General features: G+C 66.2%; 12 protein-coding genes. 7 read left to right on the forward strand and 5 right to left on the reverse strand.

Annotated elements, in window-relative coordinates:
• Nucleotides 1-20: 20 nt before the first annotated feature.
• From Ssi02_RS37535 to Ssi02_RS37545, 3 genes are all read right to left on the reverse strand, one after another.
• Nucleotides 21-632: a transcriptional regulator gene (locus tag Ssi02_RS37535; protein ID WP_204033478.1), complete on the reverse strand. Its 612-nt coding sequence runs from the start codon at nt 630-632 to the stop codon at nt 21-23.
• Nucleotides 629-1,723, reverse strand: a complete 1,095-nt coding sequence (locus Ssi02_RS37540) for a TetR/AcrR family transcriptional regulator (RefSeq protein WP_204033484.1) — start codon at nt 1,721-1,723, stop codon at nt 629-631. The genes Ssi02_RS37535 and Ssi02_RS37540 overlap by 4 nt, the downstream gene beginning before the upstream one ends.
• A 205-nt stretch (nt 1,724-1,928) precedes the next feature.
• A complete protein-coding gene (locus tag Ssi02_RS37545) occupies nt 1,929-2,858 on the reverse strand; it encodes a LysR substrate-binding domain-containing protein (protein ID WP_204033497.1) in 930 nt (309 codons plus the stop codon).
• A gap of 139 nt (nt 2,859-2,997) precedes the next feature.
• Here Ssi02_RS37545 and Ssi02_RS37550 point away from each other — a divergent pair, with 139 nt between their 5' ends.
• The 6 genes from Ssi02_RS37550 (at nt 2,998) to Ssi02_RS37575 (ending at nt 10,053) form a co-directional block, all read left to right on the forward strand.
• Nucleotides 2,998-3,999, forward strand: coding sequence for an amidohydrolase family protein (locus tag Ssi02_RS37550; RefSeq protein ID WP_204033499.1), 1,002 nt, complete (start codon nt 2,998-3,000; stop codon nt 3,997-3,999).
• A 306-nt stretch (nt 4,000-4,305) separates the two neighbouring features.
• A complete protein-coding gene (locus Ssi02_RS37555) occupies nt 4,306-5,679 on the forward strand; it encodes an MFS transporter (RefSeq protein ID WP_204033501.1) in 1,374 nt (457 codons plus the stop codon).
• Nucleotides 5,680-5,697: 18 nt separating this feature from the next.
• A complete protein-coding gene (locus Ssi02_RS37560; RefSeq protein ID WP_204033510.1) occupies nt 5,698-6,897 on the forward strand; it encodes an NAD(P)/FAD-dependent oxidoreductase in 1,200 nt (399 codons plus the stop codon).
• Between the two features lie 551 nt (nt 6,898-7,448).
• Complete coding sequence (locus Ssi02_RS37565) at nt 7,449-7,694, forward strand: class I SAM-dependent methyltransferase (RefSeq protein WP_204033519.1); 246 nt, start codon at nt 7,449-7,451, stop codon at nt 7,692-7,694.
• A gap of 513 nt (nt 7,695-8,207) precedes the next feature.
• Entirely contained in the window at nt 8,208-9,479 is a 1,272-nt protein-coding gene (locus Ssi02_RS37570; RefSeq protein ID WP_204033521.1) for a S1 family peptidase, read from the forward strand.
• A gap of 121 nt (nt 9,480-9,600) precedes the next feature.
• Nucleotides 9,601-10,053, forward strand: a complete 453-nt coding sequence (locus Ssi02_RS37575; protein WP_204033523.1) for a hypothetical protein — start codon at nt 9,601-9,603, stop codon at nt 10,051-10,053.
• A 37-nt stretch (nt 10,054-10,090) separates the two neighbouring features.
• On the opposite strand, the gene Ssi02_RS37580 is transcribed toward Ssi02_RS37575, so the two are convergent.
• Both Ssi02_RS37580 and ybiA read right to left on the reverse strand, forming a co-directional pair.
• Nucleotides 10,091-11,245 carry a Cmx/CmrA family chloramphenicol efflux MFS transporter gene (locus Ssi02_RS37580; RefSeq protein WP_204033528.1) on the reverse strand — a complete coding sequence of 385 codons (1,155 nt, stop codon included), beginning with the start codon at nt 11,243-11,245 and terminating at the stop codon, nt 10,091-10,093.
• 262 nt (nt 11,246-11,507) lie between these two features.
• Nucleotides 11,508-12,098, reverse strand: a complete 591-nt coding sequence (gene ybiA, locus Ssi02_RS37585; RefSeq protein ID WP_204033533.1) for a riboflavin biosynthesis intermediates N-glycosidase — start codon at nt 12,096-12,098, stop codon at nt 11,508-11,510.
• Nucleotides 12,099-12,246: 148 nt separating this feature from the next.
• On the opposite strand from ybiA, the gene Ssi02_RS37590 reads away from it, so the two are divergent.
• Nucleotides 12,247-15,660 carry a HAMP domain-containing protein gene (locus tag Ssi02_RS37590; protein WP_239130385.1) on the forward strand — a complete coding sequence of 1,138 codons (3,414 nt, stop codon included), beginning with the start codon at nt 12,247-12,249 and terminating at the stop codon, nt 15,658-15,660.
• Nucleotides 15,661-15,668 lie beyond the last annotated feature (8 nt).

Here is a 15,668-nt window from a genome sequence, read left to right on the forward strand (position 1 = left end):
CGTTTACGAGGGGGAGGATGTCAACGGGGGATCCCCAGGGTGGCGAGAAGGTCTTCATGAAGCTCGGCCCACACGGTGTGGTACGAGGGGACGTTGTCGGTGAGATATTCCAGTTGTCCTGCGGCGGCACGCTCAAGGGCCTCGGCCAGCCTTATCCGATAGCGGGCAAATCGCGGCAGCGCCGCGGCGAGCTCGGCACTCACCACCGCAGCACGCTCGTCCAGCTTGACGAACTGGTCAAGCACACGGGCGTCGTACGTCGGGTCACTGTGGTCGTTGACGGTCAAGACCCCGCCGACATGCCTCATCTGCCAGGCCGTACAGAGGTCGAGCAGTTGGGGGTTGAGCACAAGAAAGCGCTCAAAAGCCGCGTGTACTGCGGAGCGTGCACCATTGGCCTCCAGCTCCTCGGTGATGCGCTCGGCATCCGCGACGCGGCCTTTATCCGTTAGGCCCCACACCCCGAACTCACCGGAGGAACGTAGGACAAGCCCGGCGACCGCGAGATCGATCAACTCGGACTCGACTTCGAACTCGTTTAGTCCCGTGGCCGCCATCACGCGGGCGATGGAGGAATAGCCACCACAACGCAGGGCGTGAAGCACCAGCAGGTCGTCGGGGGTCTTGATCATGCTTCGGCCTCCCGTGACCGCGCGCCGACCGCAGATGCCGCATAGGCGGCACCCCGCCCGTGGCTTCTGGCGACGATCACACCGTCCCGCACCCGCACGGCGGCCTCCGTCTCGTCGTCGACGCCGGTCAGGCCGATGGCCGACGCCGTCAGCGCCGCATCGTCGACGACCAGCCGGACGTGCCGCCAAGCCTCGGCCGGGAACACCCGGCGCAGGCAGCCGACGAGGTCGCCGACTCTGAGCCGCATAAGGTTGCCGGTCTCGGACGGGGAGCCGGTGACGGCGACCACCGTGACCTGCTCGCCGGGCCGGGCCGAACGCACGGCCTCCTCGGCGGCGGCCAGGCGATGCGCGCCCAGCACCGCCACCAGGCCGTCGGCGCCGAACTCGACGTGGCGACCGCTGATCTCGTCCGCCAGCCCGGCCGGTGGGGTCCAGACGTCACGGCAGGGTACGGCGGGAGCGACGTAAGGCAGGTGCGGCGGCGCCCAGGTGTCCGCGAGATCGAGCCCCGCCAGATGTTCACAGGCACGCGCGCGGTCGAAGGGGTCACCGAACCCCGGGGCCAGCTCGGCCATAAAACCCGAACCCCCCAGCAACGTCAGCACCAGCTCGGCCAGCCGCACCCGCCGGACGGGCTCGGGACCCGGCACGATGGACTCCAGCCCGACGGCGAGCAGCAGCGCCTCCAGCCTGGCGAGTTGCGCCAGCGCGATGCGCCCGTAGTCGTCGTCGACGACACCCACCAGCGAGCGCAGTTGCAGCCGGCCCCCCAACGCGGTGTCACCCGCCAGCGGCAACCGCTCCAGCCACGCCCGCGCGAACGCGCCAAGCGCGTCGGCCGGCGACCCCGGCGACGCCACGGGCCCACCCGGCTCGGCGTCCTTGACCATCTCGACGAGCACCGCGAGATACAACGCCCGCTTGCTGGGGAAGTTCGAGTAAACCGCCCCCCGGGTCAGTTCCGCCCGCTCGGCGATCCGGTCGATCTTCGCCAGGACGTATCCGTGCTCGACGAACTCCTGCCTCGCCGCCACCAGCACCGACGCACGCGTACGCGCCTGCTGCTGCACCCGCGTCAACCGAGCCATCGCCCCTCCTTCCCCTACGGCCCTCTTACGACCGAAATCAGGATACTCAGAGAATCCGAATGATGTCACCATCTGAACCGCGACCGCTCTGGCAGCCCAACATGATCATCAATCGTGCACACCTTCCTCCAAGCCTTCGGCGCCGACGCCGGCTGAACATGTACGGCGCAGCCCGCATGTTCACCATGTACGGCGTCGGGGCCGGTTAGGAAGGCATGATGGCGGACGCCTGGGCCTGCAAGTGATCGAGCATGAGCTGAGCCGAAGGGGTCGGGGGGCGGCGGGCGGGTAGTGTGACGCCTACCGCGCGGCGGATCGAGGTCAGCGGCAGCGGGAGCGTGCGCAGCGCGAGGTCGCTGGTGGCGACCAGTTCCGGCAGGGCGGCCACCATGTCGGTGTCGTGCAACAGGCTTCGCACGGTCAGGATCGACGTGCACTCCACGCGGTTGGCGGGGAGGCTGAGGCCCTCTTCGGCGAAGACACGTTCGAGTTCCTGCCACAGCGACGTCTGCTGGAGAGGCAGAACCCACGGGTAGGCGAGCAGGTCAGAGAGTTTGAGGCCGAGGGCCTGGTGGGCGGGATGGTCTTTGCGGGCGACCAGCCGGACCGGCTCGCTGTACAAACTCACCTGGCGTAGCGCGGGTTCGTCGCCGAGAGGGGAGAGACGGCCGAGGATCAGGTCGATCTCGCCGTCGAGCAGGCGGGGCACCTGTGTGTCGAAGGTGGCTTCCTGCACGATCACCGTGATGCCGGGGCGGCTCTCCTTGAGGGCGGCGATGGCCCGGGGGAGCAGCACGTTCGATCCCGCGAGTAGGGTGCCGATGGTCACGGTGCCGACGTCGCCGCGGGCGAGGCCGGTGATGCGCTCCTGGGCGCGGCGCAACTCGGCCAGCACGGTCCTGGCGTGCTCGATGAAGGCGTCTCCGAACAGAGTGGGCCGCACTCCCCGCGGGCCGCGGGTGAAGAGTTCCGCGCCGACGATCTGTTCAAGTTCGCGGAGTGCGCGGGTGACGGCCGGCTGGGCGAGGTGAAGGTGCTCGGCGGCGCGTAACACGCTGCCCTGCTCGGCGATGACCACGACCAGGACGAGGTGCCGGAGCTTCAGCCGCCCGTTCAGCAAGTCGACAGCGACCATGCACGTCACTCCTATCACCAAATGGTCATATGTCCTATAAAAAACGGTATTAGCAAGTTATAGCCGTGTGGCTCATCATTCAACTGTCCGAGGTGTCCCTGAGCCTGGCGCCCCGTCGCAGTGGATGAACGGAGCTCCCTTGACTGTCATCGATGTCCACGCCCATGTCTTCCCGGTCATCTCGCGGGACGAGAGCACTGTCCTCCGGGGCGCGGGTGAGCCGTGGTTGCGGGTGCACGCCGACGGCACGGGAATGATGATGAGCGGCGACGAGGAGTTCCGCCCGGTAGGCGCCGCGCTCTGGGATCCAGCACGGCGACTCGCGGAGATGGACACGCTCGGAGTGGATGTGCAGGCGGTGTCCTCCACCCCGCTCATGTTCGGATATGCCGCCGAACCCGCACGGGCCGCCGACTGGTGTGAAATGGTCAACGAGCGCATCCTCGACTATTGCTCGCACGCTCCGGATCGGCTGTTGCCGCTGTGCCAGGTGCCGCTCCAGGACCCGGAGGTCTCCGCCGAGATGGTGAGCAAAGCCGCCGCGGCCGGCCATCGGGGCGTGCACATCGGCAACCACGTCGGCGATCGATATCTCGACGACGGCGCATTGCACGAGTTCCTCAACCACTGCGCTCACGTAGGGCTCCCGGTGCTCGTGCACCCCTGGGACATGCTCGGCGCCGATCGAATGCGCCGGCACATGTTGTCCTGGCTGGTCGGCATGCCGGCCGAGACCCACCTGAGCATTCTCGGCATGATTCTCTCGGGCGCCTTCGAGAGGATCAGCCAGTCGCTGAAACTCTGTTTCTGCCACGGCGGCGGCAGTTTCGCCTATCTGCTCGGGCGCGCGGACAACGCCTGGCACAACCGTGATCTGGTGCGTGCCGACTCCCCGCGCCCGCCGTCGGAATATGTCTCGCGCTTCTACGTGGACTCGGCGGTCTTCGATCCCAGGGCGCTGCGCCTGCTGATCGACGTGATGGGGGCCGACCGGGTCATGCTCGGCACCGACTATCCCTTCCCCTTGGGCGAACTGGAACCGGGCTCCGCCGTACGCGCCTGCCCCGGGCTGAGCGACGCCGACACCGAGCGTATCCTCGGCGGCAACGCCAGGGACTTCTTCGGCGGCGGAGCCTTCTGACCTGACAGCGGCTTCGCCGTATGCCGTGCTCCGGCGTTTCGCCGCGGCTTGAACCGGTGTACGGCGGAGCCGCATTGACGCCCGCCCGCACGGACCCCTCGTCCGGCGGTTCTTCACGATGACCGGATCGCCACTTGGCCGAGCGTCCTTCTAGATATACCGATCCAGATATAGCCGACCGTCGAAAAGTTATTTGACCCGCATACCTCCTGGTCGCAGACTGTCACCATCGTCAAGGCCGGCTGCATTACCCGGGGGAGCGGTCATAAGCCGCTGATGTCGCCGTCATCGAATGGAAGGCAAGCCATGAGCCAATCTGCGGGCAGACAAAGACAGTCGCCTCAGGGTTCCAAGCCCACTAGTGTCGCCGCCGCCAGCTTCATCGGAACCACGCTCGAATGGTATGACTTCTACCTTTACGGCACGGCTGCGGCTCTGGTGTTCAACAAACAGTTCTTCACCTCGCTCAGCCCCGTCGCCGGCACTCTCGCGGCTTTCGCGACCTTCGCCGTCGGCTTTCTGGCACGGCCGCTCGGCGGCATTCTCTTCGGCCATTTCGGTGACCGAGTAGGCAGGAAGAACACCTTGGTCATCTCCTTGCTGACCATGGGGCTGGCCTCGACGCTCATCGGTGTGCTGCCGACCTACGCCGTGATCGGCCTTTGGGCGCCGGTTCTTCTGGTGGTGCTTCGCATGTTGCAGGGCATCGGCCTGGGCGGAGAGACGAGCGGCGCGGTTCTCATGTCCGTCGAGCATGCGCCGGGCGAGCGCCGCAACCTGTTCGGCGGATTCCCGCAAATGGGAGTGCCGGCCGGACTCGTGCTCGCGAACCTGGCCTATTTCCTCTCGACCTGGTTGTCCACGGCCGAGCAGTTCAGCGCCTGGGTATGGCGGGTGCCGTTCCTCATGAGCGGCCTTCTCATCGTCGTCGGCCTCGTGATCCGGTTGCGCATCACCGAGTCGCCCAGTTTCAAAGCCGTGCGCGAGAACAGCGAGATCATCCGTATGCCCGCCTGGGCGGCCCTCAAGCAGTTTTGGCCGCGGATCATCGCCACCGCCCTCTTGGTGACCGCCGCCTCAAGCTGTTCCTATGTCTTCACGGTGTTCTCGTTGTCCTACGGGCGAACGGAACTCGGCCTCGACCAGGAAACGCTCCTGCTCGGCATCACCGCCGGGAGTGTGGTCTGGCTCGCGTCGATCCCCTTCTGGTCGCGCGCCGCCGACAAACACGGCCGCCGCTCCGTCTTCCTCTTCGGGTCGGTCGCGCTTCTCGTCGCCGCCGCCGCGTATTTCCCGATCCTCAACTTCGGCACGACCACGGCGGCGATGATCGCCTTCCTCGTCATGGCGCTGGCCACGCCGATCTCACACGCTCTCCAGGGCAGCATCATGGCCGACGTTTTCCCCGCGGCCATGCGCTATTCCGGAATGGGCATCATCCTCGGGCTGGGGGCGCTGCTGGGCGGCACCGCACCGTTGATCGCGACGGCTCTGTTCGCCGCGTACGGAACGACCATGCTCATCACCTGGTATCTTTCCGCCATTTGCGCACTCGCCCTCATCGCCGCGTTCGCGCTGTTCCGGATGGCGCCCGACATCGACCGTGGCCGACAGCACACGCCGGTGCCGGCTGCGGAGAGCAGCCGAGTGCCCCACGAGTCAGCACCAAGCATCAATTAATACGAAATAGGAGTTTTCATGGTGGACATACTTGTGATCGGCGGCGGGTTCGCCGGCGCGTGGAGCGCCGCGGCCGCGGCCCGGATGCGTGAGGAGACGGGCGCCGATCTCTCCATCGCGCTCATCGCCCCCGGCGACGACCTGGTGATCCGGCCGCGGCTCTACGAGGCCGATCCGCACGAGATGCGTGTGCCGCTGAGCAGATTTCTCGCCCCGATCGACGTGCCGCATGTGCGGGCGACCGTCTCCGGAATCGACACGGCCGGTCGCATCGTGACGACCGTTGACGAGGACGGCCGTACCAACACCTTCGCCTACCGGCGCCTCGTCCTCGCCTCGGGCAGCCGCCTGCGGCGCGCGGAAGTGCCCGGCGCCGAACACCTGCACAACGTGGACACGCTTGAGGGTGCCGTGGCACTCGACGCACACCTGCGCGGCCTCCCCGAAGGCCCGGGCAGCCGCACCGCGGTCGTGGTCGGCGCCGGTTTCACGGGACTTGAGGTGGCCACCGAGCTCGTCGGCAGATTGGCGGCACTCGGAAACGGGGCCGAGCCGCCCAGGGTCGTCTTGGTGGAACGTTCCGAGACGATCGGCCCCGACCTCGGGCCCGGCCCCCGCCCGGCGATCACCGCCGCGCTGGCCGAACTGGGGATCGAGGTGCGCCTCGGGCAAAGCGTCGCCTCCGTCGAGCCCGGCGCGGTGCTGCTCACCGACGGCACGCGGCTGGCCGCCGGGACCGTCATCTGGACGGCGGGTGTGCAGGCGAGCCCGCTGACCGCGGACATCCCAGGTGAGCGCGACCACCTGGGGCGTCTGGCCGTGGACGGATATCTCAAGGTCCCCACGGCACCAGAGGTCTACGCGGCGGGCGACACCGCGGCGGCCTTCGCCGAGCCCGATCAGCGGGTGCTGCAGTCCTGCCAGCACGCCATCCCGCTGGGCAAATTCGCCGGCCACAACGCGGCGGCGGACCTGCTCGGCCTGGAGCAGGCCGTCTTTAGCCCGGCCCCCTACGCCACCTGCGTGGACCTCGGCGCGGCGGGCGCCGTGCTGACCAGCGGCTGGGAACGCACCGTGGAGGCCACCGGCGACCAGGCCAAACAGCGCAAGATGACCACCAACCGGGAGCGCATCTACCCGCCCCTCGACGACGCCGCAGAGATCCTGCGTGTGGCCGACTTCCGCGTGGGAGTCCGCGCGTCCGGCGCTCGCATCTGAGCCACCGGACCCACCTTGAGAGCCGCGCCCCCCACAGGGGGCGCGGCTCTCAAGGTTTACCGGCCTGCGGCAGGTGGCGTGTCGAGTGGTTTCCCTAGATCTCCCCGGTGCGACCTAGACCGTCTTGAGTGCGATTAATTGATCGCGTCATATTGGGGGGCGAGTTTTCTGGGCTCTCCCTGCGGTGATGCATTTGTCGGTTTTAGCGTTCATCGCAGGAAAAATCGTGTATTTGGATACTCGCTGATCCGGGACGGCGAGAGTCGAGCTCCTCCATAAAAACGACATCTCACCAGAGTTGGAACTTAATGGAGATCTCTGACTATCTAGAGCTTGTCGCGAGCCCACAGAATCGATCGGACAGATATGCCGACATGGTCTGCCCTACTACGACATGGCCACCCCCTACTACCGTCAGCTCTGGTCGGACTCCTTCCATTTCTCATGGTTCGACGACGGGCAGAGTACGGCAGAAGCCCAGCTCGAACAGGAACGCTGGCTGGCCGACACGGCGGGCTTCCGCCCCGGCATGCGGATCGTGGACGTCGGCTGTGGCATCGGCGGGCTCGGCGGCGACGGTCGCGGCGCACACCGGCGCTCACATCGCCGGCGTCAACATCTCAGCCGCCCAACTGGAGGTCGCCCGCACCGCGAACTTCGACCCGCAGGTGCGGGACCTGCTGGAATTCGTCGAGGGGGACGCGATGGACCTCCCCTTTCCCGACGAGCACTTCGACGGCGCTTTCTCCATCGAGGCGCCTTATCGGCCTGCTAGGTCAACCTCAAATGGCGCGTAGCGCTGGGATGGCCTGACCCGCTGCCGCTGCCAGGGCGTTGAGCGTCACATGCGTAGCCGTTGAGCAAGGCCTTTCGTGATCGGGTGGCTCCAATATGTGATCGCTGTTTGCGGATGATTGCGGACAGGTCAAAAAATGCTTCGATGTGACCGAAATTTTGGCACGGTCGATTTTGGCATCGCAACGTTAGTGCGTGATGACCTGTTGTAATAACGAGCGCAATGCGCAAAGAATCGTTCGCCAACACCTTGATTGAGTTGAATCTCTCTGCTTCGCTGTGAGCAGGAAGAGACGGCTTTGGAGCCGAGTTGCTCCCTTGCGGCCTAGAGGTCAGGAAGCGAGTCTTCATTGCGGAGCATTAAAGTTGTAAGGCGAATCGGAGCGATCGCGACTCTGGTTGGTGGCTCAACAACACTTCAGTCGGGATCCGAGTGGGCCTCGGCCGCGCCAACGGTAGTCATTTTGGCCGGGCATGAACAGCCTAAGCCGCAGCGACCGATGCTAGAAGGTCTCATGCGGATCGCTAAGGAGAACAAGGAGGACTTGTCGAGTGCCATCGATCGTTATGTTGCTCAGAAGGTTGCCGCAGATCCGAGTGTGACCGCCAACAACCCTGATCGCGAAAGCGTTCAGCCGGACGTGTTCATCGATGGCATTCCGCTATCAGAGTTAACGGATCTGAAGCTGATCGCTAGGACCGAGAAGATCTCCTACGAAGAAGCTATCAACCGATATGCATGGATTCCATCCCTCGACAAGGTGGCAGCCTCCATCCGGAAGACATATCCCGAGGAGGCGGCCGGACTGGCCATCGTGAATGATGGTCGAGGTCTCATTGTTGGCTTCAAGGGGAAGATTCCAGACGACGCTGTCAATCTCGCCAGAACGCTACCGGTCGAGGTCAAGTTTATCGGTAACAAAGGTTTCTCTGAAGAGGAGCTAAAGCGTACGCTGGAACATGCTCACCACGCGTTGGCCACACGTGAGGACCTTGCCAAGATAGCGGGAGAGTATGATATCGAAACCGGAGAGATATCCTTCCTGGTGCGGCCGGAGGTCGCTCTCAGGAATGAGCGAGATCGGCAGGGGTTAGAGGCTCGTCTTCTCCCTTCGCCCCCGGTGAACCCCAATATCCGATTTAAGTTGACTGTTACCGATGCGGATATTGCAGTTCCTGTTGATGGGTACATCCGAGGCGGAGGGTTGCAAAACTTCGAGGGCGTCTGCACCAGCGGGTTCAATATCACCAATGGGACCGGTCGTCGCGCCACAACGGCCAATCACTGTAGGGATATTAATTCGAGCGGCTTGCTCCGTTATAACAACCATCCGACCCAAGGGGGAGGTACGGACACCTCCGCCCAGACCAGAAGCACATACTATGATATCGCAAGCTATTCGGTCGGGCTCTTCACTGGAACTCGCACTTTTTACTACGACTGGAATCTGCCTCGGTATGTAGATGATTTTGGGATCAGCCCTACGATTGGGCAGAGGGTTTGTAAGTTTGGCCGTACGACTGGTGCAGACTGCAGCACCATCGATTCGGTAAACGCGACACGGACCTACGCTGGCCGCACCTATCATGCCCAAATCGTGACTGACGCGAGGATCACGGATGGTGGAGACAGCGGTGGGCCTTGGTACTTCGGAAACAGGGCATGGGGATTTTCCGCTGCGAAAGTGGATCCGTGGATCGGTGATCTAAACGGCGAATCGACCTTTTCTCCTGCCTATCTCATTCCAAGTGCCCTGGGTGCTGCCTGGTCCATCTATGAACGATAGTCGCGGATTGCCGGACGCAGTGCACAGGAAAGCTTAATGCGTCCCGCGGTTCGCTCTCGTCGGAAAATATCCGAGAAGGTGGCGCTTGAGCTATCCGTGCATCTCTGTCAAGAGTGCGGTCTTGCTGGTTGCGGTCGGTTTCCTCGCGGCAGGATGCAGTGGCGAGACCGAGTTCAGCGTTATGGGTGTCGATCCAGTGGTCGTCACGCATGACTATAAGCATGAGAGCAGAGGCACCGCCGGCTTCAGGGGAAGGGTGGAGTTCTCCTCTGAGAGCAGATGTTTCCGCATTGTGAGCGACATTCAAAAGGGTAGAGGTGAGCCGGGTTACCTGCCGGTGTGGCCCGCGGGAACAGAGGCGCTGTCCGGGACGGGGCGGCGGGGGGTGGAGGCATCTGGAGTCGAAGTCTTTGACGGTGACGTGGTGCAGTTCACTTACACGCAAAGCCTGGACTGGAGTGTGGTCCCCGCCGCGTTGACTCTGCCGGAGGGGTGTGTTCCGCGGAGTTCGTCGGATGCCAAGAACGTCATGCTCGTCCCCGATGACTTCACGCTCAATCCGACGACTCCCTGACGCTAGGCCCCGGGAGCGGGGCTCCCGGGGCGTGGGGTCAGGCTGTTTGCTTCTGCCGTACCAAGGTCAGAGAACCGGTGATGAGGGCCGTCGCCACCAGGGAGGCGCTGACCCAGAGGGCGGAGCGGTAGCCAAGACCGGCGGTGATGGTGAGGGCGCCCAGCGCCGGGCCTGCGGCGGCGCCGATGTTGAGGGCGGCGGTGGCGAAGGAGCCGGCCAAGGAGGGGGCTTCCGCGGCGGCGTAGAGGATCTGGGCGATCAAGGTTGAGCCCACGGCGAAGGACAGGGTGCCCTGGATCAGGATGAGCACGGTCGTGGCCACCGGGTTGTGGGCGGTCAGGGCGAACACCGTCCAACCGGCCAGAAGGGCGAGGCCGCCCGGGATCAGGATGCGCATGGGCCGGGTGTCGGCCAGGCGCCCGCTGAGGGTGACCCCGGCCAACGACCCGAGGCCGAACAACGTCAGCAGGGCCGGCACCCAGCCGTCGGGGAAGCCGCCGACCTCGGTGGCCAGGGGAGCCAGGTAGGTGAAGGTGCAGAAGGTGGCGGCGTTCACCAGTGCGCCGAGCAGCAGGACCACCAGGAGGCGCGGGCGGCGCAGGGCCCGCAGTTCGTGCCGGGCGCCGAGCCGGGTCTCACCCCTGGCCTCGGCGCCCGGCACCGAGCGGAGAACGGCGAAGACGGCGGGCACCGAGATGAGGGCCACCGCCCAGAACGCCGAACGCCAGCCGAACGCCTGCCCGAGCAGGGTGCCGGCGGGCACGCCCGCGACGCAGGCGAGGGTGATGCCGCCGAGGAGTACGGCGGTGGCCCGGCCCTTGGCGCCGGGGGCGACCATGCCGGTCGCCGTGGCCAGGCCGACGGCCAGAAACCCGGCGTTGGCCAGGGCGCCGAGCACACGGGTGACGAGGAGTACGGCGAAGCTCGGGGTGAGCGCGCCCACGGCATGCACGGCGATGAACACGATCAGGAAGAAGAGCAGTGCGCGTCTTCGTGGCCAGCGGAAACTGAGGATCGCCATCAGCGGCGCTCCTACGATCATCCCGACGGCGAAGGCCGAGGTCAGGGTGCCGGCGGCCGGGATGGACACATCCAGGTCGCGGGCGATGTCCGGCCCCAGGCCGGACAGCATGAACTCCGAGGTTCCCTGGGCGAAAACCGCCAGCCCAAGGATGTAGATGGCAAAGGGCATGAGTGAGAGCTCCATGGCCGCGAAAAAAGGCACGGAAAAGCAGCACGTGCCAAAAAGGGGAATCAGTCCGTGTGACGGCGTTCCGGCGGCGATGGGTGATGTGAGAAGACGCGGTTTCAGCGCATGCGGCTGCCCGGCGTGACACCACAAGAAGCCACCGGAGGACCGGTGGCTAGCGTCTTGATGCCTCGGGACTGGACATGGGCCACACGATAACCCCGGCGCCGGGGCGCGTCCACCGAGTTACGCGTCCACCGAACCACTACGGAGGCGTTGTGCGGCCAGGTTGTCTCGTCGCTCCCCCAGGGCGGCGATTGAGGTCGCGGGCCTCCATGAGGGCGAAGCCCAGAAGATTGAGCCCGAGCCACGTGCCGGCGGAGGCGGCGCGGGGGTCGGAGGCGGTCAGGCCGATGCCCCAGACGCGGTCGAGTGGGCTGGCCTCGACGAGCACGCGGTCGCCGGTCCCGAGCAGGTAGTCCTTCAACGCCGGCGACTGGCCGAACTTCGCGACGTTGCCGCGCACGACGATGCCGAAACGGTGGGCGGCCCAGTGGGCCTCGTCGAAGTCCTTGACCGCGCGTCCCAGCGACTTGGCCTGGCCGGGGTGGGGTGAGGCGAGGATCCGGGCCGCCGTTTCGGTGTCGCCGAACAACCACGCCTTGTGGGCCATCATGTAATGCTCGGCGGACACAAAAGTGTGACCGTCCTCGGTGAACACGCAGGGCCACCACTGGCTGAGGCACCCCGCGCCGGGGCTGCCGTCGCGGGCCGGCCGGTGACCCCAGAAGAACAGATAGCGGAGGCGGCGGCCCGCCTTCTCCGCGGCGACGGCTTGTTCGAGACTGCGCGGCATGGTTGCACGGTGTCAGAGAATGGCGGCGTGTGCCACGCGGTTTTTCCGGGGAAAGTACGGCACAGCCATGGCTAGAGGGTTGGCCAGGCCGTTGCCGCCTGCGGTAGCCTCCCGGGGATTTGCCCTATAACCCTGAGGGGGCCGCATCGTGAATGGCAGCCGGACCAGTGCACAAAAGGTTGGCGATGCCGGCGAACTCGAACTGCGGCGGCTGCTGGCCGGTCTGACCGCCGTCCGGGACGGCGACTTCGGCACCCGGCTCCCCGGTGACGCCGACGGGCTGCTGGGGGAGATCGCTCATGTCTTCAACGGCATGGTGGACCAGCTCTCGCTCTTCACCTCGGAGGTCACCAGGGTGGCCCGCGAGGTCGGCACCGAGGGGCGGCTGGGCGGCCAGGCCGATGTGCCGGGGGTGTCCGGCACGTGGAAGGACCTCACCGAGTCGGTGAACGCGATGGCCGGCAACCTCACCGACCAGGTGCGCAGCATCGCCGAGGTGACGACGGCGGTCGCGAGGGGCGACCTCAGCCAGAAGATCACGGTGGCCGCCCGGGGCGAGATCCTGGAGCTGAAGAACACCGTCAACACGATGGTCGACCAGTTGTCGTCGTTCGCCGACGAGGTGACGAGGGTGGCCCGCGAGGTCGGCACGGAGGGGCAGCTCGGCGGCCAGGCCGACGTCAAGGGGGTCGCCGGCACGTGGCAGGACCTGACCGCGTCGGTCAACTACATGGCGGGCAACCTCACCGCTCAGGTGCGCAACATCTCGCAGGTGGCCACGGCGGTGGCGCGCGGCGACCTGAGCCAGAAGATCACCGTCTCGGCGCGCGGCGAGATCCTGGAGCTGAAGAACACCCTCAACACGATGGTCGACCAGTTGTCGGCCTTCGCCGACGAGGTGACGAGGGTGGCCCGCGAGGTCGGCACGGAGGGGCAGCTCGGCGGCCAGGCCACGGTGCGCGGCGTCTCAGGCATCTGGAAGGACCTCACCGAGAACGTCAACGAGCTGGCCGGCAACCTGACCCGCCAGGTGCGCGCGATCGCCGAGGTGACGAGCGCGGTCACCTCGGGCGACCTGACCCGTTCCATCACGGTCGACGCCGAAGGCGAGCTGGCCGACCTCAAGGACAACATCAACTCGATGGTGATGTCCCTGCGCGAGACCACGAAGGCCAACCAGGACCAGGACTGGCTCAAGACCAACCTCGCCGGCATGTCGGGCCTGATGCAGGGACACCGCGATCTGACGACGGTTGCCGAGCTGGTGATGAACGAGCTGGCGCCGCTGGTCTCCGCGCAGTACGGCGCGTTCTTCCTGGCCGCCGACGACGAGGTGCGGCTCATCAGCGCTTACGGTTACCCGGCCGGCGAGCCGGTCACCCGGTTCAAGATGGGTGAGTCGCTCGTCGGCCAGGCGGCGCGCACCCGCCGTACGATCGCTTTGGAGGACGTCCCGTCCGGCTACGTCACGGTCTCGTCGGGGCTCGGCCGTTCGACACCCACTTCGCTCATCGTGTTGCCGATCGTGGCCGAAGAGCAGGTGCTCGGCGTGATCGAGCTGGCCTCGCTCTACACCTTCACCGCGGTGCACAGGGCCTTCCTCGACCAGTTGCGCGAGACGATCGGGGTCAACCTCAACACCATCGTCGCCAACGCCCGCACCGACGAGTTGCTGGTGGAGTCGCAGCGGCTGACCGCCGAGCTCCAGGTCCGCTCGGAGGAGCTGCAGGACCAGCAGGAGGAGCTGCGCCGCTCCAACGCCGAGCTGGAGGAGAAGGCGGCGCTGCTCGCCTCGCAGAACCAGGACATCGAGGCGAAGAACCTGGAGATCGAGCAGGCCAGGCAGGAGTTGGAGGACCGCGCGCAGCAGTTGTCGCTGGCCTCGAAGTACAAGAGCGAGTTCCTGGCGAACATGAGCCACGAGTTGCGCACGCCGCTCAACTCGCTGCTCATCCTCGCGCAGCTCCTGGCCCAGAACCCCACCCGCAACCTGACCGCCAAGCAGGTCGAATACGCCGGTGTCATTCACTCGGCCGGCTCGGATCTGCTGCAGCTCATCAACGATATTCTCGACCTGTCGAAGGTCGAGGCGGGCAAGATGGACATCAGCCCCGAGCAGGTGTCCCTGCGCGGGTTGCTGGACTATGTCAAGGCCACCTTCCGGCCTATGACCACCGACAAGAGCCTTGAGTTCCGCATAACGACCGCGCCCGGAGTGCCCGACGAACTGGTCACCGACGACTCCCGGCTACGCCAGGTGTTGCGCAACCTGCTGTCGAACGCGGTGAAGTTCACCGAGACGGGCAGCGTCGAGTTGCGCATCGAACCGGCCCCACAGAGCCAGGTGCCCGCGGCGGTCAGGCCCTACGGCCCGGCCGTGGCGTTCCGCGTCATCGACACCGGCATCGGCATCGCCGAACAGCAGCTTGAGAGCATCTTCGGTGCCTTCCAGCAAGCCGACGGCACGACCAGCCGCAAGTACGGCGGGACCGGGCTCGGCCTGTCCATCAGCCGGGAGATCGCCTACCTGCTCGGCGGCGCCATCGTCGCGCGGAGTGTGCCGGGCGAGGGGAGCACGTTCACGTTGTTCCTGCCGGTCGCGCGGCCCGACTTCGCGGAGCAGCCGGCCGAGTCGGCCACACCGTACTCCGCGGAGGGCGAGATCGTGCCGCGGCCGGGCCTTGAGCCGGTGCAGCAGCCGGCGCAGCAGCGCAGGCTGCTGGTGGTGGAGGAGCGGCCGCGCGGGTTGTTGTCGCTGGTGGCCGAAAGTGTGATCGCCGACCTCGCCAAGCGTGACACCGGACAGGGGCGCGTCGAGATGGTGACCGCCGCGGGCGCCCAGGAGGCGGCGGCGACACTGGCCGCCGAGCCGTTCCACTGCATCGTGCTCGACCTCGACATGCCGGGAAGAGCGGGCTTCGGGCTGCTGGACGCCATCGACGGCGATCCCACGCCGCGCCGGGTGCCCGTGCTGGCGTACAACAACTGGGCGATGGACCTCGCGCAGGAGCAGAAGTTGCAGTCGCGGGCCGCCTCCCAGCCGCTGGAGCTGCTGTCGAGCCTGGACGAGCTGCGTGAGCGCATCGCGCTGCACCTGACCGCGGACCAGCCGGGCGACGTCGTGCCGCTGATGCGCGGCGAGCGCCCGGCGCAGGCGGGCGCCTCGGCCCGGCATGAGGACGGCACGCTGGCCGGGCGCACCGTGCTGGCCGTCGACGACGACCCGCGCAACCTTTTCGCGCTGACCAGCATCCTGGAGATGCAGGGCATGCGGGTGTTGCACGCCGAGAACGGGCGCAAGGGCATCGACATGCTGACCACGCACCCCGAGATCGACATTGTGCTGATGGACGTGATGATGCCGGAGATGGACGGCTACGCGGCCACCGCGGCGATCAGGGCGATGCCGCAATATGCCGACCTGCCGATCATCGCGGTCACCGCCAAGGCGATGCCGGGCGACCAGGAGAAAAGCCTGGCGTCGGGGGCGAGTGACTATGTCACCAAGCCACTGGACGCCGATCACATGGTGAAGCTCATCCAGCGCTGCCTCGCGGGTTAGGTGATCTG

This window comes from Sinosporangium siamense (genome assembly GCF_016863435.1).
In the GTDB taxonomy this organism is placed as follows: Bacteria; Actinomycetota; Actinomycetes; order Streptosporangiales; family Streptosporangiaceae; genus Sinosporangium; species Sinosporangium siamense.